The organism is Gelidibacter algens (genome assembly GCF_001678675.1).
Classification (GTDB): Bacteria; Bacteroidota; Bacteroidia; order Flavobacteriales; family Flavobacteriaceae; genus Gelidibacter; species Gelidibacter algens.
The window spans coordinates 1-25,806 of the sequence record NZ_LZRN01000020.1 but is presented as its reverse complement, the minus strand read 5'-3'; the positions used below and the strand labels follow the sequence as shown (position 1 = coordinate 25,806).

Annotated in this window: 19 protein-coding genes; 12 read left to right on the top strand and 7 right to left on the bottom strand. The window is 38.2% G+C overall.

Annotated elements, in window-relative coordinates; genetic code table 11:
• Positions 1-22: 22 nt before the first annotated feature.
• From A9996_RS10645 to A9996_RS10620, 6 genes are all read left to right on the top strand, one after another.
• Positions 23-676 carry a DUF4377 domain-containing protein gene (locus tag A9996_RS10645; RefSeq protein ID WP_066434455.1) on the top strand — a complete coding sequence of 218 codons (654 nt, stop codon included), beginning with the start codon at positions 23-25 and terminating at the stop codon, positions 674-676.
• 83 nt (positions 677-759) lie between these two features.
• Complete coding sequence (locus A9996_RS10640) at positions 760-1,182, top strand: SufE family protein (protein ID WP_066434453.1); 423 nt, start codon at positions 760-762, stop codon at positions 1,180-1,182.
• Between the two features lie 78 nt (positions 1,183-1,260).
• Complete coding sequence (locus A9996_RS10635; RefSeq protein ID WP_066434451.1) at positions 1,261-1,584, top strand: DUF59 domain-containing protein; 324 nt, start codon at positions 1,261-1,263, stop codon at positions 1,582-1,584.
• Positions 1,585-1,750: 166 nt separating this feature from the next.
• The gene (locus tag A9996_RS10630) at positions 1,751-3,586 is read left to right on the top strand and encodes an ABC transporter ATP-binding protein (RefSeq protein WP_066434447.1); all 1,836 of its coding nucleotides are present in this window, start codon (positions 1,751-1,753) and stop codon (positions 3,584-3,586) included.
• Between the two features lie 62 nt (positions 3,587-3,648).
• On the top strand, positions 3,649-4,155 hold the full coding sequence (locus tag A9996_RS10625) for a DUF2480 family protein (RefSeq protein ID WP_066434444.1): 507 nt from the start codon (positions 3,649-3,651) through the stop codon (positions 4,153-4,155).
• Between the two features lie 80 nt (positions 4,156-4,235).
• Positions 4,236-5,183: a DUF3078 domain-containing protein gene (locus A9996_RS10620; RefSeq protein ID WP_066434441.1), complete on the top strand. Its 948-nt coding sequence runs from the start codon at positions 4,236-4,238 to the stop codon at positions 5,181-5,183.
• A 71-nt stretch (positions 5,184-5,254) separates the two neighbouring features.
• Here the strand turns inward: A9996_RS10620 and hflX are convergent, their stop codons facing one another.
• On the bottom strand, positions 5,255-6,475 hold the full coding sequence (gene hflX, locus A9996_RS10615; RefSeq protein WP_066434439.1) for a GTPase HflX: 1,221 nt from the start codon (positions 6,473-6,475) through the stop codon (positions 5,255-5,257).
• Positions 6,476-6,548: 73 nt separating this feature from the next.
• Here hflX and A9996_RS10610 point away from each other — a divergent pair, with 73 nt between their 5' ends.
• On the top strand, positions 6,549-7,514 hold the full coding sequence (locus A9996_RS10610; protein WP_066434438.1) for an endonuclease/exonuclease/phosphatase family protein: 966 nt from the start codon (positions 6,549-6,551) through the stop codon (positions 7,512-7,514).
• Positions 7,515-7,538: 24 nt separating this feature from the next.
• Here the strand turns inward: A9996_RS10610 and A9996_RS10605 are convergent, their stop codons facing one another.
• From A9996_RS10605 to A9996_RS10585, 5 genes are all read right to left on the bottom strand, one after another.
• Positions 7,539-7,919 carry a hypothetical protein gene (locus tag A9996_RS10605; protein WP_245905268.1) on the bottom strand — a complete coding sequence of 127 codons (381 nt, stop codon included), beginning with the start codon at positions 7,917-7,919 and terminating at the stop codon, positions 7,539-7,541.
• 64 nt (positions 7,920-7,983) lie between these two features.
• The gene (locus A9996_RS10600) at positions 7,984-9,450 is read right to left on the bottom strand and encodes a DUF5689 domain-containing protein (RefSeq protein WP_066434433.1); all 1,467 of its coding nucleotides are present in this window, start codon (positions 9,448-9,450) and stop codon (positions 7,984-7,986) included.
• Positions 9,451-9,508: 58 nt separating this feature from the next.
• Entirely contained in the window at positions 9,509-12,271 is a 2,763-nt protein-coding gene (locus tag A9996_RS10595; protein WP_066434431.1) for a TonB-dependent receptor, read from the bottom strand.
• 93 nt (positions 12,272-12,364) lie between these two features.
• Positions 12,365-12,622: a Txe/YoeB family addiction module toxin gene (locus A9996_RS10590; protein ID WP_066434423.1), complete on the bottom strand. Its 258-nt coding sequence runs from the start codon at positions 12,620-12,622 to the stop codon at positions 12,365-12,367.
• A gap of 1 nt (position 12,623) precedes the next feature.
• A complete protein-coding gene (locus A9996_RS10585) occupies positions 12,624-12,878 on the bottom strand; it encodes a type II toxin-antitoxin system Phd/YefM family antitoxin (protein WP_066434420.1) in 255 nt (84 codons plus the stop codon).
• 233 nt (positions 12,879-13,111) lie between these two features.
• Here A9996_RS10585 and A9996_RS10580 point away from each other — a divergent pair, with 233 nt between their 5' ends.
• Complete coding sequence (locus tag A9996_RS10580; protein WP_066434417.1) at positions 13,112-14,164, top strand: endonuclease/exonuclease/phosphatase family protein; 1,053 nt, start codon at positions 13,112-13,114, stop codon at positions 14,162-14,164.
• 66 nt (positions 14,165-14,230) lie between these two features.
• Here the strand turns inward: A9996_RS10580 and amaB are convergent, their stop codons facing one another.
• A complete protein-coding gene (gene amaB, locus A9996_RS10575; protein ID WP_066434414.1) occupies positions 14,231-15,784 on the bottom strand; it encodes an L-piperidine-6-carboxylate dehydrogenase in 1,554 nt (517 codons plus the stop codon).
• A 118-nt stretch (positions 15,785-15,902) separates the two neighbouring features.
• On the opposite strand from amaB, the gene A9996_RS10570 reads away from it, so the two are divergent.
• The 4 genes from A9996_RS10570 to A9996_RS10555 all read left to right on the top strand — a co-directional run bounded on the left by A9996_RS10570 (position 15,903) and on the right by A9996_RS10555 (position 25,753).
• Positions 15,903-16,988, top strand: a complete 1,086-nt coding sequence (locus tag A9996_RS10570; RefSeq protein WP_066434410.1) for an isoaspartyl peptidase/L-asparaginase family protein — start codon at positions 15,903-15,905, stop codon at positions 16,986-16,988.
• Between the two features lie 67 nt (positions 16,989-17,055).
• A complete protein-coding gene (locus A9996_RS10565; RefSeq protein WP_066434408.1) occupies positions 17,056-22,641 on the top strand; it encodes an alpha-2-macroglobulin family protein in 5,586 nt (1,861 codons plus the stop codon).
• A gap of 263 nt (positions 22,642-22,904) precedes the next feature.
• The gene (gene pbpC / locus A9996_RS10560) at positions 22,905-25,256 is read left to right on the top strand and encodes a penicillin-binding protein 1C (RefSeq protein ID WP_066434402.1); all 2,352 of its coding nucleotides are present in this window, start codon (positions 22,905-22,907) and stop codon (positions 25,254-25,256) included.
• A 59-nt stretch (positions 25,257-25,315) separates the two neighbouring features.
• Positions 25,316-25,753, top strand: coding sequence for a hypothetical protein (locus A9996_RS10555; RefSeq protein ID WP_066434573.1), 438 nt, complete (start codon positions 25,316-25,318; stop codon positions 25,751-25,753).
• Positions 25,754-25,806: the final 53 nt, after the last annotated feature.

Genomic DNA, 25,806 nt, shown 5'->3' with positions numbered 1-25,806 from the left:
TTCTATTTCAAAGATTCACTTTATGAAATTAAAAGTCTTAGTAGTGCTGTCAGTTGTATTTTTGTTTTTTTCATGCTCCAAAAGTCCGAAAGAAGCAACATGGCTCGTTTCAGGTAACGAAACAGATTGTGTTGGTGAAGCTCCTAATAAGTGTCTTCAAGTTAAAGAAGAAGGACAAAAGGAATGGACTGTTTTCTATGACCAGATTGAAGATTTTGACTATGAAGAGGGTTTTTATTATCGAATTAAGGTAGAAACCGTTGAGGTCGAAAAACCTCCTGTTGATGGGTCTTCGTTGAAATACAAGCTGCTCGAAATCATAGAAAAATCAAAAATCCCTTTAAATCTAGATCACGGCTCTTGGTTGGTGACGCGAATAAAAGAGACAGACAGTTTTGGCCGAAATCCGTTTATTAAAATTGACCTCTCCCAAAATGTTATCAATGGCAACACGAGTTGCAACCGGTTTACGGCAAAAATTGAGGTAAGCAATCATATTGTTGATATTTCTGGACTGTCTTCCACTGAAATGATGTGCAAAGATTTTGAGACTGAAACCTTATTTTTAGAGGCATTAAAAGATGTCAGCAGGTATACCTTAAAAGAAGAAAAGCTACAATTACTTGATAAAAATGATGGGTTGCTAATAGAGTGCAAGTACTTAAAATCAGAGTAATCCAATATTAACAACATATTGATCTCCATGATGTAAATGCTTGAATTGAAGAGATAAATTGTAACTTTGTATAAAATTTTAGAATGACTATAAAAGCGATACAAGAGGACCTTATTGACGAGTTTTCAATGTTTGAAGATTGGGAAGAACGCTATCAATATATGATTGATTTGGGTAAAACCTTGCCTTTAATTGAAGACGCATATAAGACGCAAGATAATGTTATCAAAGGTTGCCAAAGTAAAGTTTGGGTACATGCTGAAATGGACGATGATAAAGTCGTGTTTACGGCAGATAGTGATGCGATTATCACCAAAGGGATCATTGCGATATTAATCCGTGTGTTTTCTAACCAGCATCCAAAAGATATTATTGCTGCAGATACTGATTTTATAGATGAAATCGGACTTAAAGAACACTTGTCTCCAACACGTGCCAACGGATTGGTGAGCATGATTAAACAATTAAAAATGTATGCTATTGCATATCAAACTCAGTTGAATTAACAATAAGAGATTCAAAATTCAAAGTTTCATATTCTACGGAACCAAGAACTTTGAGTCTTAAACATTAAACAAAAAACCATGGAAAGCACAATAGATACCAACGCCTTAGGCGAAAAAATAGTAAGAGTTTTAAAAACTATTTACGATCCAGAAATACCGGTAGACATTTATGAACTTGGATTGATCTACGATGTATTTGTCAATGAAGATACTGATGTCAAGATCCTCATGACGTTAACCACCCCAAACTGTCCTGTAGCAGAAACATTGCCATTGGAGGTTGAGGAAAAAGTAAAATCCTTGAACGAGGTAAAATCTGCTGTTGTGGAAATCACCTTTGATCCACCTTGGACCCAAGAGTTGATGAGTGAAGAAGCTAAGCTTGAATTGGGAATGCTTTAATTAGTCTTCAGTAAGCAGTCTTCAGTCGGTAAGTTGGTGATAGATTTTTATAGCTTTTGGGATGAACTTTCGATTTACGGGATTCATCCCTATTCGTCTCTCTGAAGTTATTTTTAATTGATACCCAAAATCTTAAACCCAATTTGTAAGAACACATATCCAAAACATGCCAAGACCCAATCCTAAATCATTAAAAGACAAAGACAAAACGAGTCTGAGAAAGTCTTTTAGTGCCTTGGTATTCATTCCGCGTTTCTTCAAGGAAATCTGGAAAACCAATAAAAAATTATTTCTTTTATCTTCCTTTTGCCGTTTAATTGGGGCCGTTTTACCGGTGATCATTTTGTGGGTAGGAAAACTTATCATCGATGAGATTATCCTTCAAAGTAAAATAGACACTTCAGATTTGACGCAATTGTGGACCTATGTAGGGATCGAATTTGGCCTCATCGTCCTTTCAGATTTAATGAGCCGTGCCATTTCACTAACAGATAGTCTTTTGGGCGATGCGTATTCTATAGAATCGTCGGTTACCATTATTAAAAAAACCAATCAGATAGATATCAGTCTTCTAGAAGACTCTGAATTCTATGATAAATTAGAACGTGCCAGAATGCAAACCTCAGGTCGTGTCGGGCTCATGTCTAACGCGTTGGGCGAAGTACAGAGTTTGATTTCCATCGCTACATTGGTTGCAGGTTTAATCTACTTTGAACCCTATTTGATTATTTTGCTGGTGCTAAGTATTATTCCATCCTTTATAAACGAAATTTGGTTCAGTCAGCAACAATATTCTTTGGCTCGAGGTTGGACTGCCGAAAGACGCGAGTTGGATTATCTCAGGTTTATCGGTGCAAACAACATTACCGCTAAGGAAATTAAACTTTTCGGGCTGACTGATTTTATCGTAGATCGCTTCAAAAATCTATCCCAAGAATACTTTGAACTTAATAAAAAACTGACGGTTAAACGTTCTGCTTTAGGATTTGTATTTAATGTTTTGGGTACTTTGAGTTATTACGGAGCGTATATTTTTATTATTTATCGCGTCATTTTTGGAGTGATCACGCTTGGAGAATTGACGTTTTTGTCAGGATCCTTTAACAGGTTGACTCGAAATCTTCAGGAGTTCTTTTCAAAATTTACAAGAATCACAGAGAGCGCACTTTATCTTAAAGATTATTTTGAATTTATAGATATCTCTATCACACCTACTCATAGTGAAGATCAGCATTTACCTGAAAAGATGCAATTGGGTTTTGAATTTAAGAATGTCCATTTCTCTTATCCAGATTCTGAACACGAAATTCTAAAAGGGCTCAGCTTTAAAATTGCTGTTGGCGAAAAAATAGCTTTTGTTGGACAAAACGGAGCGGGAAAAACAACACTTACCAAACTGATGTTGCGATTTTATGAGCCAACATCTGGAGAAATATTGATAGATGGCGTCAATATTAATAGATTTAAACAAGACGACTACCAGAAATTTTTTGGGGTGATTTTTCAAGACTTTTTCCGTTATGAATTTACCGTTAGAGAAAATATTGCCATCGGTGATATTGCGCAATTGGAGAATCAGGAAAAAATTGAAAATGCGGCACAATTAAGTTTGGCCAATGAGGTCATTTCTGAATTAAAAAAAGGTTATGACCAACAACTAGGGAAGCGTTTTTACAAAGGACAAGAACTCTCCGGCGGGCAATGGCAAAAAGTAGCGCTGGCAAGAGCCTATATGAAAGATGCTGAAGTCATGATTTTGGATGAGCCCACCTCAGCATTGGACGCCAAGGCTGAAAGTGACGTATTTAAACGCTTTATAGGGTTGACACAAGGTAAAACAAGTATTATCATATCTCACAGATTCAGTACGGTCCGCCAAGCCGATCGTATCTTGGTGTTGGAAGAAGGCAAAGTTTTGGAAATTGGGACACACGAGCAATTAATGGCAAACGATGCCTTATATGCGCAGCTGTTTCAGTTACAGGCGGAAGGGTATCAATAATTAACCGGTCAACACGTCTGTAATTCAAGGCGTTTCACTAATTTATAACTTAATTTTATATTATGGAAGATGAAATTATCAACAGAGTAGCCAGTAGTAAATTGGTGGTGGTAGATCTTGAAGATTACTACCCTAAGGGGAACCGGAGCGTTATCGATATTAAAGATTGGTTGTTTCAAGAATTGGTGCTGCGTGAAAAAGATTTCAGAGAGTATGTCAAACAGCATGACTGGACGCAATATCAAGACCATTATGTGGCGTTGACCTGCACTTCAGATGCCATTGTGCCCGCTTGGGCTTTTATGTTGCTCACCATGCATTTACAACCCTATGCGAAGACCATCGTCATAGGCAGTTTGGAACAATTGGAAACTTCAATCTATCAAGATGTTATTCAAAATTTAGACACAGATTCTTTTGTAGATCAGCCGCTGATCATTAAAGGTTGCGCAAATAAACCAGTACCGGCAAATGCTTATATCATGCTGTCGCAAAAACTGAAACCCATCGCAAAGTCCATCATGTACGGGGAAGCCTGCTCTTCAGTACCCTTGTATAAAAGAAAATAGATCAGAATACTATTTTAGTATAGATAGGCTTAGATTTATAGTTGTAACCTGAAAGATGTACTAACTTAATAAATTGAAGAATGACAAAAAGCATACTGATTACTCTAGGTTTGATGATGAGTATTTCATTTGGTTTTGCTCAAACCAAAGAAGAATTGCAAACTCAAAAGAAGGATAAACAAGCTGTAGCTGATGCGGCGCAAAAAGAGGCGAACGCTTTACAGGCGCAAATAGATGCACTCCCAGGTTGGAAAAGAGGTGCTTTTGGAGTTATTGGTGGTAGTTTTTCCAATTTTAATAATTGGTACTCTCAAGGAGCACCAAACAACAGTTCTGGTAATATAGGTATTAACCTTAATGCTTTTGCCAATAAATTGGAAGACAACTATTTTTGGAGAAACTCTTTAACGGTTAATCTTGCTTGGGTGAAATTTGATGATAAAGATAACCCCAATGACGATGACAGTTTTAGACCAACTACAGACGTGTTCAATATGTCGTCATTGTATGGGCGGAAATTAAACGATAAATGGGCGGCTTCCGCTTTGGGAGAATATAGAACTACGCTTTTAAACAATTTCAACGATCCAGGTTATCTAGATTTGGGTGTAGGTTTTACATGGACACCACTTGATAATTTAATTGTCGTAATCCATCCTTTAAACTACAACTTTGTTTTTGCTGAAAATGATGCGGTGTTTGAATCTTCTTTAGGTGCAAAAGTGGTGGCAGACTATACCAGACAAATAGGAGCCGTTTCTTTTAAATCCAACCTTTCTGCGTTTTTTAGTTACCAAGGATCAGATTTGTCAAACTGGACATGGACCAACGCATTTAGCTACACCCTTTGGAAGAATATTGGTGTAGGCTTTGATTTTGCATTGAGAAACAATAAACAGGAAGCTTTAAACTATGCGTTTGGACAATATAACCCGATGGCTGTGCCAGCAGAAACCGAACCTACTTTCGATAATGTGGATAACGATTTGCAAACCTATTACACGCTTGGTTTGACCTATAAATTTTAAGACCACTTGTAATTTTATAAAAAAAAAAGCTACCTGTTGGGTAGCTATTTTTTGTTTATAATACGTTGAATTTACTCTTCTTCTTCTTCACCTTCATAATCTGGATATAGCAAATTATTATAAGGAAAACGAGTGACATGGATGTCTCTCACTTCATCATAAACCCGTTTTTTAAAGGACTCTAAGTTTTCTTTGTTTAAGGCTGAAATAAAGATGGCATCATTTCCAAGTTGGTTCATCCAGGTCTTTTTCCATTCTTCAAGGGTATAATTGGCTTTGGTTTTAACCGCAATCAAATCATCCTTATCAAATGGCACCGCTTCATAAGCATCTATTTTGTTGAAGACCATGATGGTTGGTTTATCGGCACTGCCAATTTCTCCCAGAATTTTATTGACTGAGGCAATTTGATCCTCAAAGTGAGGATGTGAAATATCCACCACATGCAATAACAAATCAGCTTCTCGCACTTCATCCAAGGTGCTTTTAAAGGATTCTACCAATTGCGTAGGTAATTTTCTGATGAAACCAACCGTGTCACTCACCAAAAACGGAAGGTTGCCAATGACGACCTTTCTGACCGTGGTATCCAATGTGGCAAACAATTTATCCTCTGCAAACACATCACTTTTACTGATCACGTTCATGAGTGTAGATTTGCCAACGTTGGTATAACCCACCAAAGCAACTCGTACCATTTGGCCTCTGTTGCCGCGTTGTACAGACATTTGTCTATCAATGGTTTTAATCTTATCCTTTAATAGTGAAATTCGGTCCCTAACAATACGTCTGTCAGTTTCAATTTCAGTTTCTCCAGGTCCGCGCATCCCGATACCCCCTTTTTGACGTTCCAAGTGAGTCCACATCCCTTTTAGACGTGGTAATAAATATTCACACTGTGCCAATTCAACTTGTGTTCTGGCATAACTTGTTTGTGCACGTTGTGCAAAAATATCGAGGATAAGATTGGTTCTATCCAATACTTTACACTCTAACAGTTTACTGATATTGCGTTCTTGTGCTGCTGATAATTCGTCATCAAAAATGGCGGTTCCAATATCATTTTCCTTAATAAAATTTTGGACTTCCTGCATTTTCCCTGTCCCTATAAAAGTTTTAGGATTTGGCATTTCCATTTTTTGTGTAAAGCGTTTGACTACTTCACCCCCAGCTGTATAGGTTAAGAATTCGAGTTCATCTAAATATTCTTTAGATTTTTCTTCATCTTGTTGCTTGGTGACGACACCAATTAAAACGGTTTTTTCTAAATTAATATCTTTCTTCTCTAACATACATATGATTAAAACACAAAGTTACATAATTGATTGGCTATCATTTAGTATTTTTAAAACTTAAATTACTAAAGTGAGTCCTCAAACCCCAAATCCAGACGTACATACCATTGCATTTTATAACACTGAAAACCTATTTGATTATGTAGATGATCAATTTGTCAATAACAATGACTTTTTGGGAGCTTCAACTAAAGGCTGGAATAAAGAGCGTTATGACAATAAAATTTACAAAACCGGTCTGGTAATTTCTAGAATAGGATTTGAGGAACTTCAAAAGCCACCTTCACTTATAGGTTTGGCTGAGGTAGAAAATGATTCGGTATTAACAGATTTGGTTCAAAGTCCAAATCTAAAAGAATATGGTTATGGGTTTGTGAGATATGACTCCCCAGACGAGCGCGGTATTGACGTTGCCCTTTTATATAATAAAGATAGTTTTACGTTGGAACATTCGGAAAATATTGCACTTCATGTGGAGAGTGAACTGGGTGTAAAGGATTATACTAGGGATATCCTTAAAGTGAGTGGCTATCTAAACGGCGAAAAAATTCATGTGTTGGTCAACCATTGGCCTTCGAGACATGAAGGATCTGATACAACAGGCCATAAGCGCATGTTTGCTGCACAAAAGGTGTCCGCAATTATTGATCAAATACTTACGACGGAAAGGGATGCGAAAATTATCATTATGGGAGATTTTAACGATAATCCAAAAAATGACAGTATTCAATTTCTTAAGAACCAACAGAAACTTTATACTCCGATGGAAACTCTTCTCTCCTATACGAGAGGTAGCGCCAACCATAATTTTAAATGGATCTTATTTGATCAAATTTTGATGACTCCCAATTTTTTAGAATCTCAGAAAGGGAACCTCAAATTTTTTAAAGCAGATATTTTTGACGATAAATTCTTGACACAACTTAATGGAAAGCACAAAGGTCAGCCCTTTAGAACCTATGCTGGAAAAAAATATAAAGGAGGTTACAGCGATCATTTTCCGGTGTACATCCAAGTGAGAAAGAAAGCGCTTTAAACTAATTCAAACCTCAATTTAAACCTAAAAGACTTTTAAAAACAACAATGCTAAAAATACTGCTACTACCGGAATCAACCATAATGTGAAAATTCCATAGGCGTGAGTCTTTTTTTGATTGGCATTCAAGACTTTTCGCTTCTTACCACTGTACTGCATCCAATTTTTGAAGTAAAGCATCAAAGAAGCTATGACAAATAATACCCAGGCTTTGGTTGCGGTCATGGTTGCCACGTGCATTTGGCTGAAGAACTCCGCAAAAAATACTCCCAAAACAAGAAGTAAGGACGCTTGCACAAGTGTAATGTAAAAAATAGCGATCTTATTAGCTTTGCTTTTATTGGCGCCTTTTTTATAATGGTTAAAACTATTGAAAAATAGGTGGTCAAAAATGGTCATGTTCATGCGGTAAAAGTATAAAAAAACGAAGCTGTGTCAGCAAATTTAAAGTTCAATTATACTCAAAGGTTTAATCACGGTCTAGAATTTTGAAATTATCTACTTCAAAGGTGCCATCAATTGTTCCGTTAATGGGGTTGGTATTACCGCTGTTGTCTCCACCAATATATTTGAATGCAATATAGATGGTGCCTGAATAAGGGCTTAAATCAATAAGTCCGGAATCAACCCAATCCTGATAAAACACATCGTCTGATACGATCGTTGCTGGCAAAACCTTCCACGTTGCCGAAGTCACTTGATCAGCCGTTCCATCCCAATTGGAAGAAATCAACAGCTCTAATTCACTCCCATCTTCAGAACTATTTGAGGATATGAAATTGGCATAGGCCTTATCAAGTGCATTCAAATTTATGGGCGGTGTAATCAACCATGCGATATTTACGGGCGTTCCAGAATTGTAGGCTTTCATTGCCGCTATTTTGTTGCCTGGACCAGGATTTCCAATATCAGTCGTGGTTGCAATTTTCCAATTTAATGTCCCCACTTCGGCATAAGATGTCCAGCCGTTGCCACTGATAACCTTATTTGTTGGCATCGATTCAAAATCTTCATTTAAAATAATTGAAAAATCTTCAATAGATACAGGTGAACATCTGGGACCTGTCATTGTAATATCACTAATATCGTTCAAGGCTACAACCAATTTGCTGCCATCAAATGTTCTCGCAATCACACCTCTAACCGTCCCATTTCCTATTGGAAGCAAATGATCCTTAAAGGCCGCAAAAGAACTGGTTTCCAAATTGAAATTGGAATACCCGATACTTCCTGTGCAGCTTTGCATGAGTCTTAGGGTGTCAAAATCCTGTGCAGGATCAAAGTACCGTTTGCCTTCAAGGTTATTAGAAAATTCAACACCGCTGAATTCTGTATAAATTCCGATATGGGTACTGTTAACTTGTGATAAGTTGAGCTTCAATGGCACCAGATCTAAAGTGTTTTCAGAACGGAACATATTTTGGGCACGTTGATTTTCAGTAAGCCGCTCAACAGTAGTTCCAAATTGGTTGGTTTCTGTACTTCCGCCAATGGTTACAACACCATTGCCCACTCTTTCCTCACCAACATATAAACCATTTAGTTTGATATAAACTTCTCTGCCCATATTATATTGATTATAACTCTCTACTTGGTTCACGATGACTTTTATACCTGCCGAGGGATTTTCTGCTGCATTTTGAAGGAATAATTCCTTAAAAAAGTTGCCATTTTTATCCGAAGAGCTCACATAGGCTTTGATGTATACATCCGTATCTATAAGTACAGGTCCATTGTTGTTACTGGTGTATTTTGTTTTTAAATCAACCATAGAAATCTCAATAGCGCCGCTGGACAATAGCGCTTCCAAAGCTTTATTTTCTTCAGTTCCCAAACCTTCAGGAACCGAAAAATCATCGTCTTGTACACAGGAACTTATCGCCATACTGAAAGCTATAATTGTGAAAAATGCGAAACCTTTACTTATTTTGATCATGGCATTATTTTTTGAGTTCTCAATTAATGGTAACCATAATTCTAACTTTTCTATGTTATTAGAATCTGACGTAAACGTTTAGAAAGTAGGTTGTTCCTCGGCCATACCAGTACTTAGCTCCAAATACTGGGATGTCATTGCTGGAATCTTCTTTTAACGCTCTGTAATTGGCATTTCTACCCTGTTCAAAACCACCGGTCTTATGGATCACATCCAAAATGTTGCTGACACTTGCAAAAAAGCCCACAAAATAGTTGTCAATTTTCCATGATTTACCTCCCACAAGATTCACGATCATGTACTTATCAAATTTTTCTTGTTTTAAGAGTTGTCGGGCAATCTCTGGATCATAGTCATTGAATGGCAATCCGTCAGCATCGGAATAGAAATTACGTGTTCTAATCAATGGGCTAACATCTACATAGGTATTGTCAAAAAAGTTTGCAGTGGCACCGAACCACCAATATTCGGGATCGCGATATTCAAAGCCTGCTGAATAAGCAGTCTGAGGACCGTTGGCAAGTTTATAATTTTTTAGATTAGCCGGTCCATAATCGATGCCGTTGGGGTTGGTAAAGCTTGATGAAGTCAGGTATAAATCTGGATTATTGGCATAGGTAAATTGACCTACAGATGCAGCACCTTTTAACTTTATGGTTGGTGTTAATTGCGCTTCGAGTCCCAATTCAGCACCAAAATGTTTTTTATCAACACCCTGCAGGATTTCCTGAACAAAGGCAGAGGTTTGATTTTCTGAGATTTCAAAACTGCTCAAGCCATCTGCATAATAAAAGGAAATTTCATTGGCATCTTCAATTTTTGCATAATAGCCAGTGAGTTTTGCTTTCACGATAGATGAGCGGAAGATATAACTTGCATCTGCAGACTGTATTTTTTCTTCGGTAATATTTTTAACGACACTTTGGTTCTCTCTGGAGTTGGAATAGGTATTTCTAAGCGACGGGGCTTTTGTAAGATATACAGCATTAAAATCCAAAACATGTTTTCCGGTTATTTTATAAGTAAATCCACCTTTTCCGCCCAAACCGGTAAAGCTCAATCGTTCTCCTTTTCCGTAAGAATTATCAGCGTAGGCTTCATGTTGATAAAGTCCTTCCCGCTGATAGGTGGTGTTTGTAACGCTTAATGCGGCGAAGAAGTCCAATTTCTTATATTTGAATTGAGCCTGTGCAAATGAGGAAAGAAGGTTGGCGTACACATTGTAATTGTATCTAAATCGCTCTCCTTCCCCAACAATTCTATTGGGGTTTTTCAAATCATATTGAACAGTATCAAATGCATCCACATTTAATGCTCCGTTGGAGCCCAATAAATCGATGACTTCAGCAAAATTTTCAGATGTTAAATGGCTGTAATTGATAGACCCGTTTAATGTAATATTGTTGGTCATATCATAGGTGAAAATAGTATTTGCCGTTATTTGCGAATCATCATTACGGTCTTCATACAATACATAAGCCGCATTTTCACCAGCGCTGTTATTTGTAATATTGGCATCGTAGATTCTGTTCCAATCAATTTGTCCATCCTTTAAAAACTGTTGCTCCAATTGATATGCGGCAGCATAGTCAGGTCCATTGGCATCTGCCAAGGCATAACTAGGCAATCTTTGGTAATATGCAGCACTCGGATTTGCACCACCAGGATAATCCAAACGGCTGTTTCCGGTTTTGCCAAATTGGTAAGCCACGTTGGTATTTAGAGTGGTTTTTTTGTTGAGATCCCAATCATGATTCATTATAAAAATGGGCTCATTTACTTCCTTCACACGTGAGTTGCGTTTTTCACCATCTTGATAACCCCAATATTCATTGTATGTGATACCTTTTAAATCGTAAATCTCCTGAGTGTTGGGAGAGGATTTTCCTCGGCGATTAGGTGCGTAAATGGCGGTAAGGTTAATACTCTGATGGTCATTGATTTTCTTTTTTACGGAGGCAAATAATGAATTGGAATCATAGAAGGTCGCATCTTGAAAACCTTCTTCTCCCCAACGCTTGCCAACAGCGGCAGATACTGCCCAACCGCCTTTCATAAGGCCTGTCGCATAACTTGCAATAACCCGGTTGGTATAACTTCTGTCAGAAGATGAATAGGTAATACGTCCGCCTTTCTTAAATGTTGAGGCTCTAGTGTTGATATTGCTTGATCCCAAGGCGCCTCCAAACGTATATTGTGAGGGTGCTAAGTTGGAGGCCAATTCTTGGTTCCTGACAACATCGTTCATGCCTCCCCAATTGCTCCATTGTGGCCTGCCACTATAAAACTTGTTCATTTCAATACCGTTGATCAAGACCGTACCATTTTCTGAACTTAAACCTCTGATACTAAAAAAGGAGGAGCTAAATTCAAAGGCTGCAGTGCGTTGAAATATATCTTGGGAGGATTGTAGCAGTCCAGAAATATTATCTGCACCACCACTGGTCTCATCATTCAATTCATCGTCTGATAAAGTAATTGTGTATAGGTCGACTGAATCAGCAACATTGATATCCAACATCATATCACTGATATCCAAAGTTTGCCCTTCATTTATAATAATTGGGAACCTTTTGGTGACATAGCCACTTTTTTCGATTTTTAAAATGTGTTCTCCCAATGGAACATTTGAAGTAAAACTAAATTTACCTTCAGCATCTGTTTGAGCAGTTTGTAAAGTTTCTTCAATGGTAACGGTGACATTGGGAATTGGAACCATGGTGGTGCCATCAATAACGCTTCCTTTTACAACAGTTTGCCGAGCGGATGCTGTAATGACAGTGAAAATTCCAAATAATAGAATAGTAAAACTTTTTGTCATTTGTCACTTCAAGCGGTTAGTTAGACATGTATTTTGGAAGGGATTGCTTTATACTACTTAGGTCTGCTCTAGGTTATTAGTAACAATACTATTTCAGTCGTAATGAAATCTGCATTTTGCAATTAATATTTGTCCCTCTCTATATTGATAAATCAGTCTATGTTCACTATCAATTCGCCTTGACCAAAATCCAGAATACTTATGCTTTAAAGGTTCAGGTTTTCCTATGCCATCGAAAGGGTTTCTAGCTATGTCTTTCAGAAGTTCATTTATTCTCTTTACCTTTTTTTTGTCAGCTTTTTGCCAATACAAGTAATCCTCCCAAGACTCGTCAACAAAAACATATTTCATATTAATTTTCGATTAGCTCTTTATTGAAAGTTACTCCGGTTTTAATTTTTTCAATTGCGGAATCTAATCTCAATTCATTTTTTCGAGAAGACAATTCGTGGTTAGTTGCCATTAGGGAATTGTATTCCTCTAGTGACATCACTACAATTCCTGAATCTTTGCCACGATTTATAATCAAAGTTTCAAAGTTTTTTGCTACTCGATCCAAGTGAGTTTTAATATTTTTTCTAAAATCTGAAACAGTTGTGATTTGCATAATTTTGTGTTTTATGAAGTACAAATATATGTACAAAATATGATTTTATTTTATTTTGATTGTTGTTTTTATACACCATCTTAGGATATAAAATTAATACTCCCAATTTTACAACAACGCTGTTTTTATCTATAAATGAGGTAATTAGCCTTATCAAATGTACATTATTTATAATAAATATTTACATTTGACTTAAGATTTATGTAAGCGTAAAAAAACATAATTTGTAAGAAATGAGATCCCAGAAATTACTTATAACTACAAGTTTTTTAATGTTGGCAATTAACCTGTGGTCTCAGGAGTCAAAAAGATTTAAGATTCATACTGTTGCTTTCTACAATTTGGAAAACTTGTTTGACACTATCAATGACCCCACAAAATATGATGAATCTAGTCCTATGATGGAGTTGAACACAGGCAGACAAGAAGTTTATAATAAAAAGATACGGAATATGGCGCGGGTTATTGCAGATATTGGTGTGGATGGCGCCCATAATACCCCTGCTATATTGGGTGTTTGCGAAATTGAAAACAGAGGTGTTTTGGTTGATTTGGTAAATGATTCCCTTTTATTACGAAAAGACTATGGCATCATTCATTATGAATCTCCAGATATGCGTGGTATTGATGTGGGGATGATTTATCAAAAAGCACTGTTTCAACCCATCAGCACCAGCATCCATACCTTAAAAATTTACGATGACCTCACCAAAGACCGTGTGTATACCAGAGATCAATTATTGGTGAGTGGGAAATTGGATGGGGATTTGATCCATATTATCGTGAACCATTGGCCTTCGCGAAGTGGTGGTGAAGAGCGCAGCCGAAGCAAACGTATAGGGGCTGCAAAGCTCAATAAGCGGCTCATCGATTCCTTACAGATTATCGATCCCTATGCCAAGATCATAACGATGGGCGACTTGAATGATGACCCTAGCAATGCAAGTGTCAAGCACGTCTTGAATGCCAAGTCAGAAAAAGAAGAACTCCAATTGAAAGACATTTACAATCCATATGAGAATTTTCATAAAAGTGGTTTGGGCACAACAGCCTATCGGGATGCGTGGAGTTTGTTTGATCAAATATTAATGACCCAACCTTTGTTAGAAAAGGACTATTCCTCCTTTAGGTTTTACAAGGCTTTTATTTACAATAAATATTATTTGACCACAGCACGCGGCCGTTATAAAGGCTATCCGTTTAGAAGTTTTTCAGATGGCGGATTTACGGGAGGGTTTAGTGACCACTTTCCGGTGTATGTGTATTTGATTAAAGAAGTAGAATAGAAGAGACCAATTAAAAAAGCCACTTCCTTCCGAAAGTGGCTTTGAAAAATTTCATTTATTTAATGTTTACAAATCAAACTTGATCCCTTGTGCCAAAGGTAAATCTGCAGTGTAATTAATGGTATTGGTTTGACGTCTCATATACACTTTCCATGCATCTGATCCTGACTCGCGTCCGCCACCTGTTTCTTTTTCTCCTCCAAAGGCACCGCCAATTTCAGCACCTGAAGTACCGATATTCACATTAGCAATCCCACAGTCAGATCCTTGTACAGATAAGAAAGCTTCGGCCTCACGTAAGTTATTGGTCATAATTGCTGAAGACAAGCCTTGTTTTACTCCATTTTGAATTTCTAGAGCGTTATGTACGTCACCTGAATATTTCAACAAATAGAGTACAGGAGCAAACGTTTCGTGTTGCACGATTTTATAGTCTGGTTGCGCCTCAGCGATTGCTGGTCTTACGTAGCATCCACTTTCAAAGCCTTCGCCAGAAAGTACCTCGCCTCCAACAATGACTTTTCCGCCTTCATCAACTACTCTTTCTAGCGCATCTTGGTACATTTTGACTGCATCTTTATCAATTACAGGGCCTACATGATTATTTTCATCCAACGGATTTCCAATTTTTAATTGGTTGTAAGCAGCCACAACGGCATCCTTGACCTTGTCATACATGCTTTCATGGATGATCAATCTACGTGTTGAGGTACAACGTTGCCCTGCAGTACCAACGGCGCCAAATACAGCACCAATTACGGTCATTTTAATATCAGCATCTGGAGTAACTATAATAGCGTTGTTTCCACCCAATTCCAATAACGATTTTCCTAAACGACCTGCAACTTCCTGAGCTACAATTTTACCCATTCTGGTAGAACCTGTAGCAGAAATTAACGGAATACGTGTGTCTTTCGTCATCATCTCACCAACACGATGATCACCAATAATCAAATTAGAAATACCTTCAGGCAAGTCATTCGCTTTAAAAACTTCGGCCGCAATATTTTGACAGGCAATCCCGCACATTGGTGTTTTTTCACTTGGTTTCCAAATGCAAACATCTCCGCAAACCCAGGCTAAAGCTGTGTTCCAAGCCCAAACGGCTACTGGAAAGTTAAAGGCCGATATAATTCCTACCACTCCTAAAGGGTGATATTGCTCATACATTCTGTGTCCAGGACGTTCAGAGTGCATGGTTAATCCGTGAAGTTGGCGAGAAAGACCCACGGCAAAATCGCAGATATCAATCATTTCCTGAACTTCACCCAAACCTTCTTGATATGATTTTCCCATTTCATAGGACACCAATTTACCAAGAGCTTCTTTCTTTTCTCTTAATTTATCACCAAACTGACGTACAATTTCACCGCGTTGTGGTGCTGGCATTGTTCTCCACGTCTGAAAAGCTGATGTTGCAGCATCCAAGACCTTATCATAATCTTCTTTGGTAGTTGTTTTTACTTTTCCAATCAGTTTTCCATCTACAGGAGAATAGCTTTCAATAACTTCTCCGTTAGAAAAGTTTTTTGAGCCAGTTGAAGTGCCTTCGTTTATATCTTTTACGCCTAATTCCTTTAGGGCTTTTTCAATTCCAAAATCGGTAGCAACTGCTTGCATGTATGTGTTTTTTAATTAATTAATGATAATTGCGAAGATAGCAATAAAATGTCGCTTCGTAAACCCTGAGCTTCTTAAAATAATGCTAACTTTAAGGCTGATTTTCAATTTGTATACTATGAAAAACCTTATCTATTTCCCATTCTTGATGCTTTTATTTTTAGGCTGTAAGGAGGATCAAAAAACTTCTAATTCAGAACAAAATGTAAACTTAGAAGCGACACGTAATAATGACACGACATCTAAAAAGATAAATGAATTTGCTATTGTCATTCACGGAGGAGCCGGTACCATTCTAAAGAAAAACATGTCGGCAGAAGATGAGGCAGCATATAAAGCTAAGTTGGAGGAAGCCATAAAAGTGGGCCATGAGATTCTTAAAAATGGCGGCACAAGTTTAGATGCGGTTGAAAAGACCATCAATGTTTTGGAAAATTCACCTTTGTTCAATGCAGGTAAAGGGGCGGTGTTTACACACGAAGGTGCCAATGAGCACGATGCTTCCATCATGGATGGTGAAACATTGAATGCTGGGGCTTCCGCGGGAACAAAAACAGTAAAAAACCCTATCAATTTGGCAAGGGCCGTTATGGAAAATTCACCACATGTGATGTTGTCTGGCGAAGGGGCAGAACAATTTGCAAAAGAGCAAGGTTTGGAACTTGTAGATCCATCTTATTTTTATACTGAAAAACGTTTCCAGAGCTTGCAAAAGGTTAAAGCGGCTGAAGACAGCAAAACAGCCATTGATAAATCTGCGTTTTATGATCCTACCATTAAAGATTCAAAATTTGGAACCGTAGGTTGTGTAGCCTTAGATAAAAACGGGAATCTTGCCGGAGGAACTTCAACAGGTGGGATGACCAATAAACGTTGGGGACGTATAGGCGATGCCCCAATTATTGGTGCTGGCACTTACGCCAATAACGCCACGTGTGCCGTGAGCAGTACAGGTTGGGGAGAGTATTTTATCCGTGCCATGGTAGCGTATGATATTTCAGCATTAATGGAATATAAAGGCATGAGTCTGCAAGAAGCTGCTAAAGAAGTCATTCAAAAAAAGGTCCCTGCGTTGGGTGGTGATGGAGGTATTATTGCTGTAGATAAAGATGGACACATGGTTATGGAATTCAATACTGCCGGAATGTATAGAGCCTCTATGGATGCTTCTGGAAATTTAACTATCGGAATTTACAAAGACTAATTTTTTGAAGATAGTCCAATACTGAGGACTACCTTAATCTATACATTGCATTTAATACCATCAATTCATGTCTTTTAAAAATGTATTTGCGTTCGCATGCCTAATAGTTCTGGCGATTTCCTGTAAAAAAGAAGTTGTTTCAAACGGAGAAACTGACAATCTTTTTAAATTCCGTGATTATATCAGCTTCACCACTGCTGGTCGTGTATCTATTGCTGATCCCATTATGATCAGTCTGACCGCTGATGTGGAAGGTTGGACCATGGGTAAGGAAATAATGGATAAGATTATTAAAATTGAGCCCAACGTTCAAGGTAAATTAGTGGTTGAAAATGCACATACGCTAGTTTTTAAACCAGACGAAACCTTAAAGCCAGATACAGAGTATACTGTTACGGTTAAGCTGGACGAGATTTACAACGACCAGCCTAAAGCATTTGCAACCTACACATTCCAGTTTAAGACCATAGCACCCAACTTTAACGTCGCCACCAATAATCTACAATCCTACAGCAAAAAATGGCAGTATTTGAAAGCGACTCTAAAATCGGCAGATGTTATTGAGATTAAAGATGCCAAACAGCTTGTGGAAGCATGGCAAAATGGAAAGAAGCTCAAATTGCAGTGGAATGAATTTGCAGAAAGATCTAGGAGTTTTGAGTTTAAGGTTGATAGTATCAATCGGTTGATTGAAGACAGTGAAATCTTGATCAAATGGAACGGAAAAGCTATTAATGCAAATAATACAGGCGAAAATAAAATGCTTATTCCTGGCATCAATAATTTTACGATTGTCAATGTTGAGGTGGTCCAAACACCAGAACAATTTTTGTCGATCAATTTTTCTGACCCTTTAAAAAAGCAACAAAATTTCGACGGATTGGTGACCATTGAAAAATCGAAAAACCCGAAGTTTATTGTAGATGGCAATGTTTTAAAAGTCTATCCAGAGTCGAAGTTGGTAGGCGATGTGTTGATTGATGTTTTTCAGGGGATTGCCAATACAGACGGATTTAAACTTAAAAAACCATTTTCGGAAACCATCTCTTTTGAAGAATTAAAACCACAAGTCCGCTTAATTAGCAACGGGACGATTTTGCCTAATTCGAACGAATTAAAATTCAATTTTGAAGCCGTTAATCTAAAAGCGGTGGACGTTAGGATCATCAAGATTTTCGAAGATAACGTATTACAATTTCTTCAAGATAACGACTTACAGACCACTAATGAATCGGCCATCAAGCGCGTAGGACGAAGAATTGCCAAACAAACCATAACGCTACAAAATGATGCCGTTGAAAATGATGGCAAATGGAAAGCCTACAGTATTGACTTGTCTAAGTTTTTCAATGCTGACGCTGGTGCGATCTATCGGGTAGAGTTGAGCATTAAAAAAGAATACTCAGTAATTAATTGTGATAATTATACCAATGTCGAAAGTGAGGGAGATGGCGATTATTATGACGATTATTACTATGATAATTATTATCAAGACAATTATAATGAGAGCAGCACTGAAGATGAAGATTTGCGTGAAGAGGAATATTGGGACAATTTAATTTACAGCTACCAGAATTCCAATTACAACTGGAATGAGCGCAACAACCCCTGTCATGAAGCCTATTACAATGAAAACCGTGTGGTTGCTCAAAATTTAATAGCATCCAATTTGGGAGTCATTGCAAAACAAGGTGCCAATACTACCTATTATTTTGCAGTTTCCAATATTTTAGATACCAGTCCAGAAGCAGGAGCCATGGTGCGTTTGTTCAATTTTCAACAGCAGGAAATTGGAAGAGCCACCACGGACAGTGAAGGTTTAATTAAGTTTGAAAGCAATAATTTTGCGTCTTTTGCTGTGGTCACCAAAGGCAAAAACACCACCTATCTTAAATTGGAAGATGGCAACTCGTTGTCATTGAGCAAATTTGATGTGTCCGGCAATAGCTTACAACGTGGACTCAAAGGCTACATCTATGGCGAGCGTGGCGTTTGGCGTCCTGGAGACTCACTGTTTTTAACGTTTATGCTAAATGACAATGACAACAAATTGCCAAAAGGTCATCCTGTTAAAATGGAAATTACTGATCCCAGCGGCCAACTGATCTACAAGAATATCAGCACTGAAAATAGTAATAATTTTTACCGATTTACCGTACCTACCCAAAGTGAAGGCAAAACAGGAAACTACAATGCCAAGGTTTCCGTTGGTGGCGCTTCGTTTTATAAAGGGCTGCGTGTAGAAACCGTCAAACCTAACCGTTTAAAAATAAAAATAGATTTTGAAGATGAGGTGTTGTCCAGTAATGAACCTCTTAACGGCACATTGGATGTCAAATGGCTTCATGGCGCACCGGCCAAAAATTTAAAAGCAGAGATTAAAGCTAAATTCAGTACGTCTTATGCCGGATTCAAAAATTATAAGGATTATGAATTTGTAGATCCTACACGTTCATTTTCTTCAGAAGAAATGAACGTGTTTGAAGGCAATTTAAATGAAGAAGGCATCGCTAAAATCAACACTTCATTAAGCGTTGGTAAAAATGCTCCGGGTTTATTGAACGTTCAATTTTTGGTGCGTGCTTTTGAAAATGGTGGCGATTTTTCATTGGATGCGTTTACAAAAACCTATGCCCCTTACAGTTCTTTTGTCGGATTGAAATCGCCAGAAGGTAATCGCTATGGTTCCTTTTTTACAGATGAAAATCAAACATTTGATGTGGTTACTGTGGATGCCAAAGGCAATCCAGTAAAACGTGAAAACCTCGAAGTCAAAGTCTATAAAATTGAATGGCGTTGGTGGTGGAATTCATCTGAAGATAATTTGTCCAGTTATGTATCGAGCACCTACCACAAACCTTATTTGGACAAAAAAGTCACGACAGATGCCAATGGGAAAGGAAAATTCGTCCTCAACATTCCTGAAAATGAACGCGGTCGTTATTTGATAAGAATTGTGGATCCAATAAGCGGGCATGCTACAGGTAGGACTGCTTATTTTTATAAGAATTGGAATCAAAATTCGCCTGATACTGATAAGGAAGCTGCTAAAATGTTGGTGTTTTCGGCAGATAAAGAAAACTATAATGTTGGGCAGTTGGCCAAAATTACATTCCCGTCAGGTACTGAAGGTAGAGCGCTGATCAGTATAGAAAATGGTTCGGAGGTTCTGTCCTATAAATGGGTGCTTACAACACAGGGGGAAACAACGGTCAATATCCCGATTACGGCCGAGATGGCGCCCAATGTATTTATCAATATTTCATTATTGCAGCCGCACTCCACAACCGCCAATGATTTGCCTTTGCGCTTGTATGGCGTGATTCCGTTGATGGTTGAAAACCCAGCCACTAAATTGAATCCTGAAATTAAAATGCCAAATGTGCTCCAACCAGAACAGGAATTTGAAATGGAAGTGAGCGAAAAAAACAAGAAATCAATGACCTACACCATCGCGATTGTGGAGGAAGGTCTGTTGGATTTAACACGTTTTAAAACGCCAAACGCATGGGACGAGTTTTATGCTCGTGAAGCTTTAGGCGTGAAAACTTGGGATGTTTTTGATGATGTCATTGGGGCGTACAGCGGGAGTATCGATCAGGTATTTGCCATTGGTGGTGATGCCAATGCTATGGCAGGTAAAAATAAAAAAGCCAACCGTTTCAAACCCGTCGTCAAATATCTTGGCCCTTTTAATTTGGGAGTAGGCGAACGAAAATCGCATAAAATAAAAATGCCAAATTATATTGGTGCTGTAAGAGCTATGGTGGTAGCTGGTGATGCAAAAACCGAAGCCTATGGCAGTACCGACAAATCTGTACAGGTCAAAAAACCACTAATGGTTTTGGCAACTTTACCGAGAAAATTGAGTCCAGGCGAAAAAGTGACGCTTCCTGTAACAGTGTTTGCTATGGAGACTAAGATAAAAAATGTGACTATCAGCTTGAAACTGAGCGATGGCATTGCTGTCGTAGGAGACAAATCCAAATCGTTGACTTTTGCAAGACCAGATGAGCAAATGGCCTATTTTGAATTGGATGTCAGTAAGGCAAAAGGTTTTAATACCGTTGAAGTTATAGCCACTCGTAACGGTGAGAAATCAACTTACAAAGTAGAAATTGATGTTTATAATCCTAATCCGATCACCTCAAAGGCACTTGATGAAACTTTAGAGGCCAATGCCAGTAAAACCATGGACTTTTCGACCTTTGGGGAAACAGGAACCAATAGCGCCACGGTCGAGTTTTCAACATTGCCGCCTATGGATTTTTCAAGACGTCTACAGTTCTTAGTCCAATATCCTCATGGGTGTTTGGAACAAACTACATCGGCGGTATTCCCACAATTGTATCTGACTGATATTTTCGATTTGACCTATCAGAAAAAACAGGAAATTCAGAAGAATATAGAAAATGGTATCAAGCGTTTGGGTAATTTCCAAATCGCCTCTGGGGGCATGAGTTATTGGATGGGAGAAAATAGTGTAGACGATTGGAGCACCAGTTATGCGGGGCATTTTATGTTGGAAGCTGAGAAAAAAGGGTTTGTACTACCGTTGACCTTTAAAAATAATTGGTTACGCTACCAAAAAAAAGCGTCAAGTGATTGGCGACCAAGTTATAGAACCGCAAATACTGATTTGGCCCAAGCCTACCGTCTGTATACTTTAGCTTTGGCGGGCAGCCCAGATTTGGCAGCCATGAATCGTTTGCGTGAGTTTACTGAAATCTCCAATGAAGCCAAATGGCGCTTGGCAGCAGCGTATGCTTTGGCAGGTCAAAAGGAAGCAAGTGCTAAGATTTCGAGTACGGCCAACATCAATTTTGTACCTCCAAAATATAATTATTACACCTATGGATCGGTTGATAGAAATCGTGCGATGGCTTTGGAAACTATGGTCTTGACCAAAAACCCGAAAATGCGTGAGTTGGCACAAGATATTGCCAAAGACCTCTCGAGCACTAAATGGATGAGCACCCAAACCACAGCCTATAGTTTATTGGCTATGGCAAAAATGGTCGAGGCCAATGGCGGGAAAGCGTTAAAAGTACAGTACACATTCAATGGAAAAACAGAAACTATTGATACTAAAAGCGCCATCGCCCAACGCGAATTGTCCGTAAAAGAAGGTAGTAATGCTCTCAGTTTTAAAAATAATCTGTCTAATGTAGTTTATGTACGCGTATTGAATTCCGGAAAACTCCCTCTTGGTGAAGAAATCTCAGAACAACGTGGGTTGAGTGTTTCCGTGGTTTATAAAGACTTAAAAGGAAATGTGATCGACATCGGGAAGTTGAACCAAGGTCAGGATTTTGTGGCTGTGGTGAAGGTAAGCAATCTCAAAAATCAGGAGGTGAATGACGTGGCGTTGACGCAAATTTTCCCGTCAGGATGGGAGATCGTCAACACACGTTTCACCGCTTTTGGAGACACTACTATAAGTCAGGCAAGATATACAGATATTCGTGACGATCGGGTGAGTTTTTATTTTGATTTACCGCAAAAAGGAAAACAGGACACCAAAACATTTACGGTCATGTTGAATGCGTCTTATTTAGGCACCTATTATTTGCCAGGAATCCAGGCAGAAGCGATGTATGATCATGGGTTTTTGGTGCGAAGTAAGGGGAAATGGATTGTTGTTGAGAAGTAAGGCGGGAATTTCAAATTATAAAAACCACCTCGTCTTCATCCCGTAAAAAACGGGATGAATCCACTCCTCATTAGAAAAGGATGAGAATTTTAGATGTGGATGACAATTTATATTAAAGCTAAACATGAATTCCTTCCCTTTTTGAAGGGAAGGTGGATTTAAACTCTAGTAAGAGTTTAAAGACGGAAGGGTTATTATATTAACACATATAAAAATTTAAACTTAGACCTAACAGGTTTTTGAAACCTGTTAGGTCTTTAACCATGAACAAAATCCTAACCTACATAAAACACCATAAATTTAAAGCAGCCGTCATTTTTATAGTGCTGCTATTATACTATTTGTGCCTGCCAAAACAATTATTTAAAGATCCCACGGCAACGGTAATTACAAGCGCTAATAACGAACTTTTGGGGGCAATGATTGCCAAAGATGGACAATGGCGATTTCCGCAAAATGATACCGTTCCTGAAAAGTTTAAAATCTGTATCCTTCAATTTGAAGATGCCCACTTTTATCAACACCCGGGATTCAATCCTGTTTCGATTTTTAAAGCCTTAAAAGAAAATTTGAGTTCTGATGGTGTTAAAAGAGGCGGTAGTACCATCACACAGCAAGTAATCAGATTATCCAGAAAGGGACAATCCAGAACATATTTTGAGAAAATCAAGGAACTTATTCTAGCCACCCGATTGGAGTTTAGGGCATCCAAAGAAAAAATTCTCTCCTATTACGCGAGTAACGCACCCTTTGGAGGAAATGTTGTGGGGCTTGATGCGGCATCATGGCGCTATTTTAATAGAGATGCTACACAATTATCTTGGGCAGAAAGTGCCACATTAGCCGTGTTGCCAAATGCCCCAAGTTTGATTTATCCCGGTAAAAATCAGGAGCGGTTGTTAGAAAAACGGAATAGGTTATTGGAAAAGTTGATGCAAGAAGAAATTATTGACACCTTAACTTACCAATTGTCTATTGCTGAGTTGCTGCCTCAAAAACCTTATGAGTTACCGCAAATCGCGCCGCATTTGCTTCAAAAAGTGGCCACAACCCATTTTGGAAAGCGGGTTCAGACGAGCATCAGAAAACCTATCCAAGAACAGGTCAATAGAATTGTTTATAATCACTATAACAATCTAAAACAAAACGAAATTTACAACGCCGCAGTATTGGTCTTGGATGTCAAAACGCGAAAAGTTTTAGCGTATGTGGGCAATACACCAACAGATAAAGCCCATGAAAAAGATGTGGATGTTATTGATAAACCGAGAAGCACAGGAAGTATTTTAAAACCCTTTTTGTATGCAGCCATGTTGGATGCAGGAGATATATTGCCTAACACTTTGGTCGCGGATGTGCCTACCCAATTTGGAAGCTATAATCCAGAAAACTTTAACAAACAGTATGATGGTGCAGTGCCTGCAAGCCGTGCCTTGTCACGTTCTTTAAATGTACCGTCAGTGCGGATGCTTCAAGAGTTTGGCTTGGACCGTTTTCACCATTATTTGAAAGCGTTACAATTAAAAGATTTGACATACAATGCCAATCATTACGGTTTGACACTTATTCTTGGTGGGGCAGAAAGCAATCTGTGGGATTTATGCAAAAGTTACGCTGCGTTGTCATCCACTTTAAATCATTTCAACGAAACCTCTAGCGAATATTACACCAACGAATTTTCTGAACCTACATTTTTAGCATCAGAAACGATTGATTTCGGAAAAAAAACATCTGAAAAAACCTTATTTGATGCGGCGTCTATTTATCTGACTTATGAAAGTCTCAAAGAAGTCAACAGACCCGAAGGCAATGAGAATTGGGAGTTTTATGACAGCTCCAAGCAAATTGCATGGAAAACGGGAACGAGTTTCGGATTTAGGGATGCTTGGGCTATCGGCACTACCAAAGATTATGTGGTTGGTGTTTGGGTAGGGAATGCTGACGGCGAGGGAAGACCGGGTTTGGTGGGGGTGCAAACGGCAGCGCCCATTTTGTTTGATGTGTTTGACATTTTACCTAATAGCGATTGGTTTACCAAACCTTTTGATGAAATGCAGGAGGTTGATATTTGTGTCCAATCCGGTTATAGAGCGGGTCCAAATTGTGACCATAGGGTTCAAAAATTTATACAGCGTTCTGGTCTCAAAACAGAGCCTTGTCCTTTTCACATTTTGGTGCATTTGGATAGAAATGAACAGTTTCAAGTCAATTCTTCATGTGAAGATTTGAATGCTATGATCCATAAATCGTGGTTTGTGCTCCCTCCACTCATGGAATATTATTATAAAGCACAGAACCCATTTTATAAAGCGTTGCCGCCCTTTCGTGAGGATTGCTTAGGAGAGAATGCAACCGTTATGGAGTTTATTTATCCTAAGGAGAACAATACTATTTTCTTACCAAAGGATTTTGATGGGCAGACCAATGATTTGATTTTAAAAGTGGCACATTCCAAACCTGCCACTTTGGTATTTTGGTATTTGGATGAGCGTTATTTGGGAAGTACCAAAGATATACATGAGTTTGCGATGCAGCCAAAACAGGGCAAACACGTTATCACCATTGTGGATGAATTTGGCAATGAAAGCAAACGTTGGATTCAAATTTCAGAATAATGCTTCTGAATGAAGATTTAAAATCACTATTTTTGTGTTCAACCTTTCAAAAAAATATCATGTACGAAACCGTAAAAATGCTACATTCCTATTGGGCTTATTTGGCTCTTTTAATGATTGTAATTGCCTCCCTAAATGCCTTGTTCAAATACTTTGGAAAAAAGGAATTTCATCCAATAGATTTTAGGATATCTTTATTTACACTCATCGTAATGCACATCCAGTTGCTTATAGGGATTGTCCTGTTTTTTGCTGCCGATTATGTGAGTTTAATTTCAGAAATGGGAATGAAAAATGTGATGGGGAATGATCTCCTCAGATCAAACATTGTAGAACATCCGTTAATGATGATTATAGCCATCGTTTTAATTACCGTTGGGTACTCTAAACATAAAAAGAAATTGACATCTATACCAAAATTCAAAATGTTGGCAATTTTTTACACTTTGGCACTCATTAGCGTTTTAGTAAAAATTCCTTGGGCCACTTGGTTTTAATAAATCAAGCGCCATTTTATTCCATAAAAAAACCAGAGCTATAAACTCTGGTT

Bases quoted from the DNA above. Each gene is read 5' to 3' on its own strand.
- A9996_RS10625 (WP_066434444.1), top strand. From the start codon at position 3,649: ATGGAAGATGAAATTATCAACAGAGTAGCCAGTAGTAAATTGGTGGTG.
- A9996_RS10645 (WP_066434455.1), top strand. From the start codon at position 23: ATGAAATTAAAAGTCTTAGTAGTGCTGTCAGTTGTATTTTTGTTTTTT.
- A9996_RS10565 (WP_066434408.1), top strand. From the start codon at position 17,056: ATGTCTTTTAAAAATGTATTTGCGTTCGCATGCCTAATAGTTCTGGCG.
- A9996_RS10590 (WP_066434423.1), bottom strand. From the start codon at position 12,622: ATGAAATATGTTTTTGTTGACGAGTCTTGGGAGGATTACTTGTATTGG.
- A9996_RS10640 (WP_066434453.1), top strand. From the start codon at position 760: ATGACTATAAAAGCGATACAAGAGGACCTTATTGACGAGTTTTCAATG.
- A9996_RS10635 (WP_066434451.1), top strand. From the start codon at position 1,261: ATGGAAAGCACAATAGATACCAACGCCTTAGGCGAAAAAATAGTAAGA.
- A9996_RS10555 (WP_066434573.1), top strand. From the start codon at position 25,316: ATGTACGAAACCGTAAAAATGCTACATTCCTATTGGGCTTATTTGGCT.
- A9996_RS10630 (WP_066434447.1), top strand. From the start codon at position 1,751: ATGCCAAGACCCAATCCTAAATCATTAAAAGACAAAGACAAAACGAGT.
- A9996_RS10600 (WP_066434433.1), bottom strand. From the start codon at position 9,450: ATGATCAAAATAAGTAAAGGTTTCGCATTTTTCACAATTATAGCTTTC.
- A9996_RS10620 (WP_066434441.1), top strand. From the start codon at position 4,236: ATGACAAAAAGCATACTGATTACTCTAGGTTTGATGATGAGTATTTCA.
- pbpC (WP_066434402.1), top strand. From the start codon at position 22,905: ATGAACAAAATCCTAACCTACATAAAACACCATAAATTTAAAGCAGCC.
- A9996_RS10570 (WP_066434410.1), top strand. From the start codon at position 15,903: ATGAAAAACCTTATCTATTTCCCATTCTTGATGCTTTTATTTTTAGGC.
- A9996_RS10580 (WP_066434417.1), top strand. From the start codon at position 13,112: ATGAGATCCCAGAAATTACTTATAACTACAAGTTTTTTAATGTTGGCA.
- hflX (WP_066434439.1), bottom strand. From the start codon at position 6,475: ATGTTAGAGAAGAAAGATATTAATTTAGAAAAAACCGTTTTAATTGGT.
- A9996_RS10605 (WP_245905268.1), bottom strand. From the start codon at position 7,919: ATGAACATGACCATTTTTGACCACCTATTTTTCAATAGTTTTAACCAT.
- amaB (WP_066434414.1), bottom strand. From the start codon at position 15,784: ATGCAAGCAGTTGCTACCGATTTTGGAATTGAAAAAGCCCTAAAGGAA.
- A9996_RS10585 (WP_066434420.1), bottom strand. From the start codon at position 12,878: ATGCAAATCACAACTGTTTCAGATTTTAGAAAAAATATTAAAACTCAC.
- A9996_RS10595 (WP_066434431.1), bottom strand. From the start codon at position 12,271: ATGACAAAAAGTTTTACTATTCTATTATTTGGAATTTTCACTGTCATT.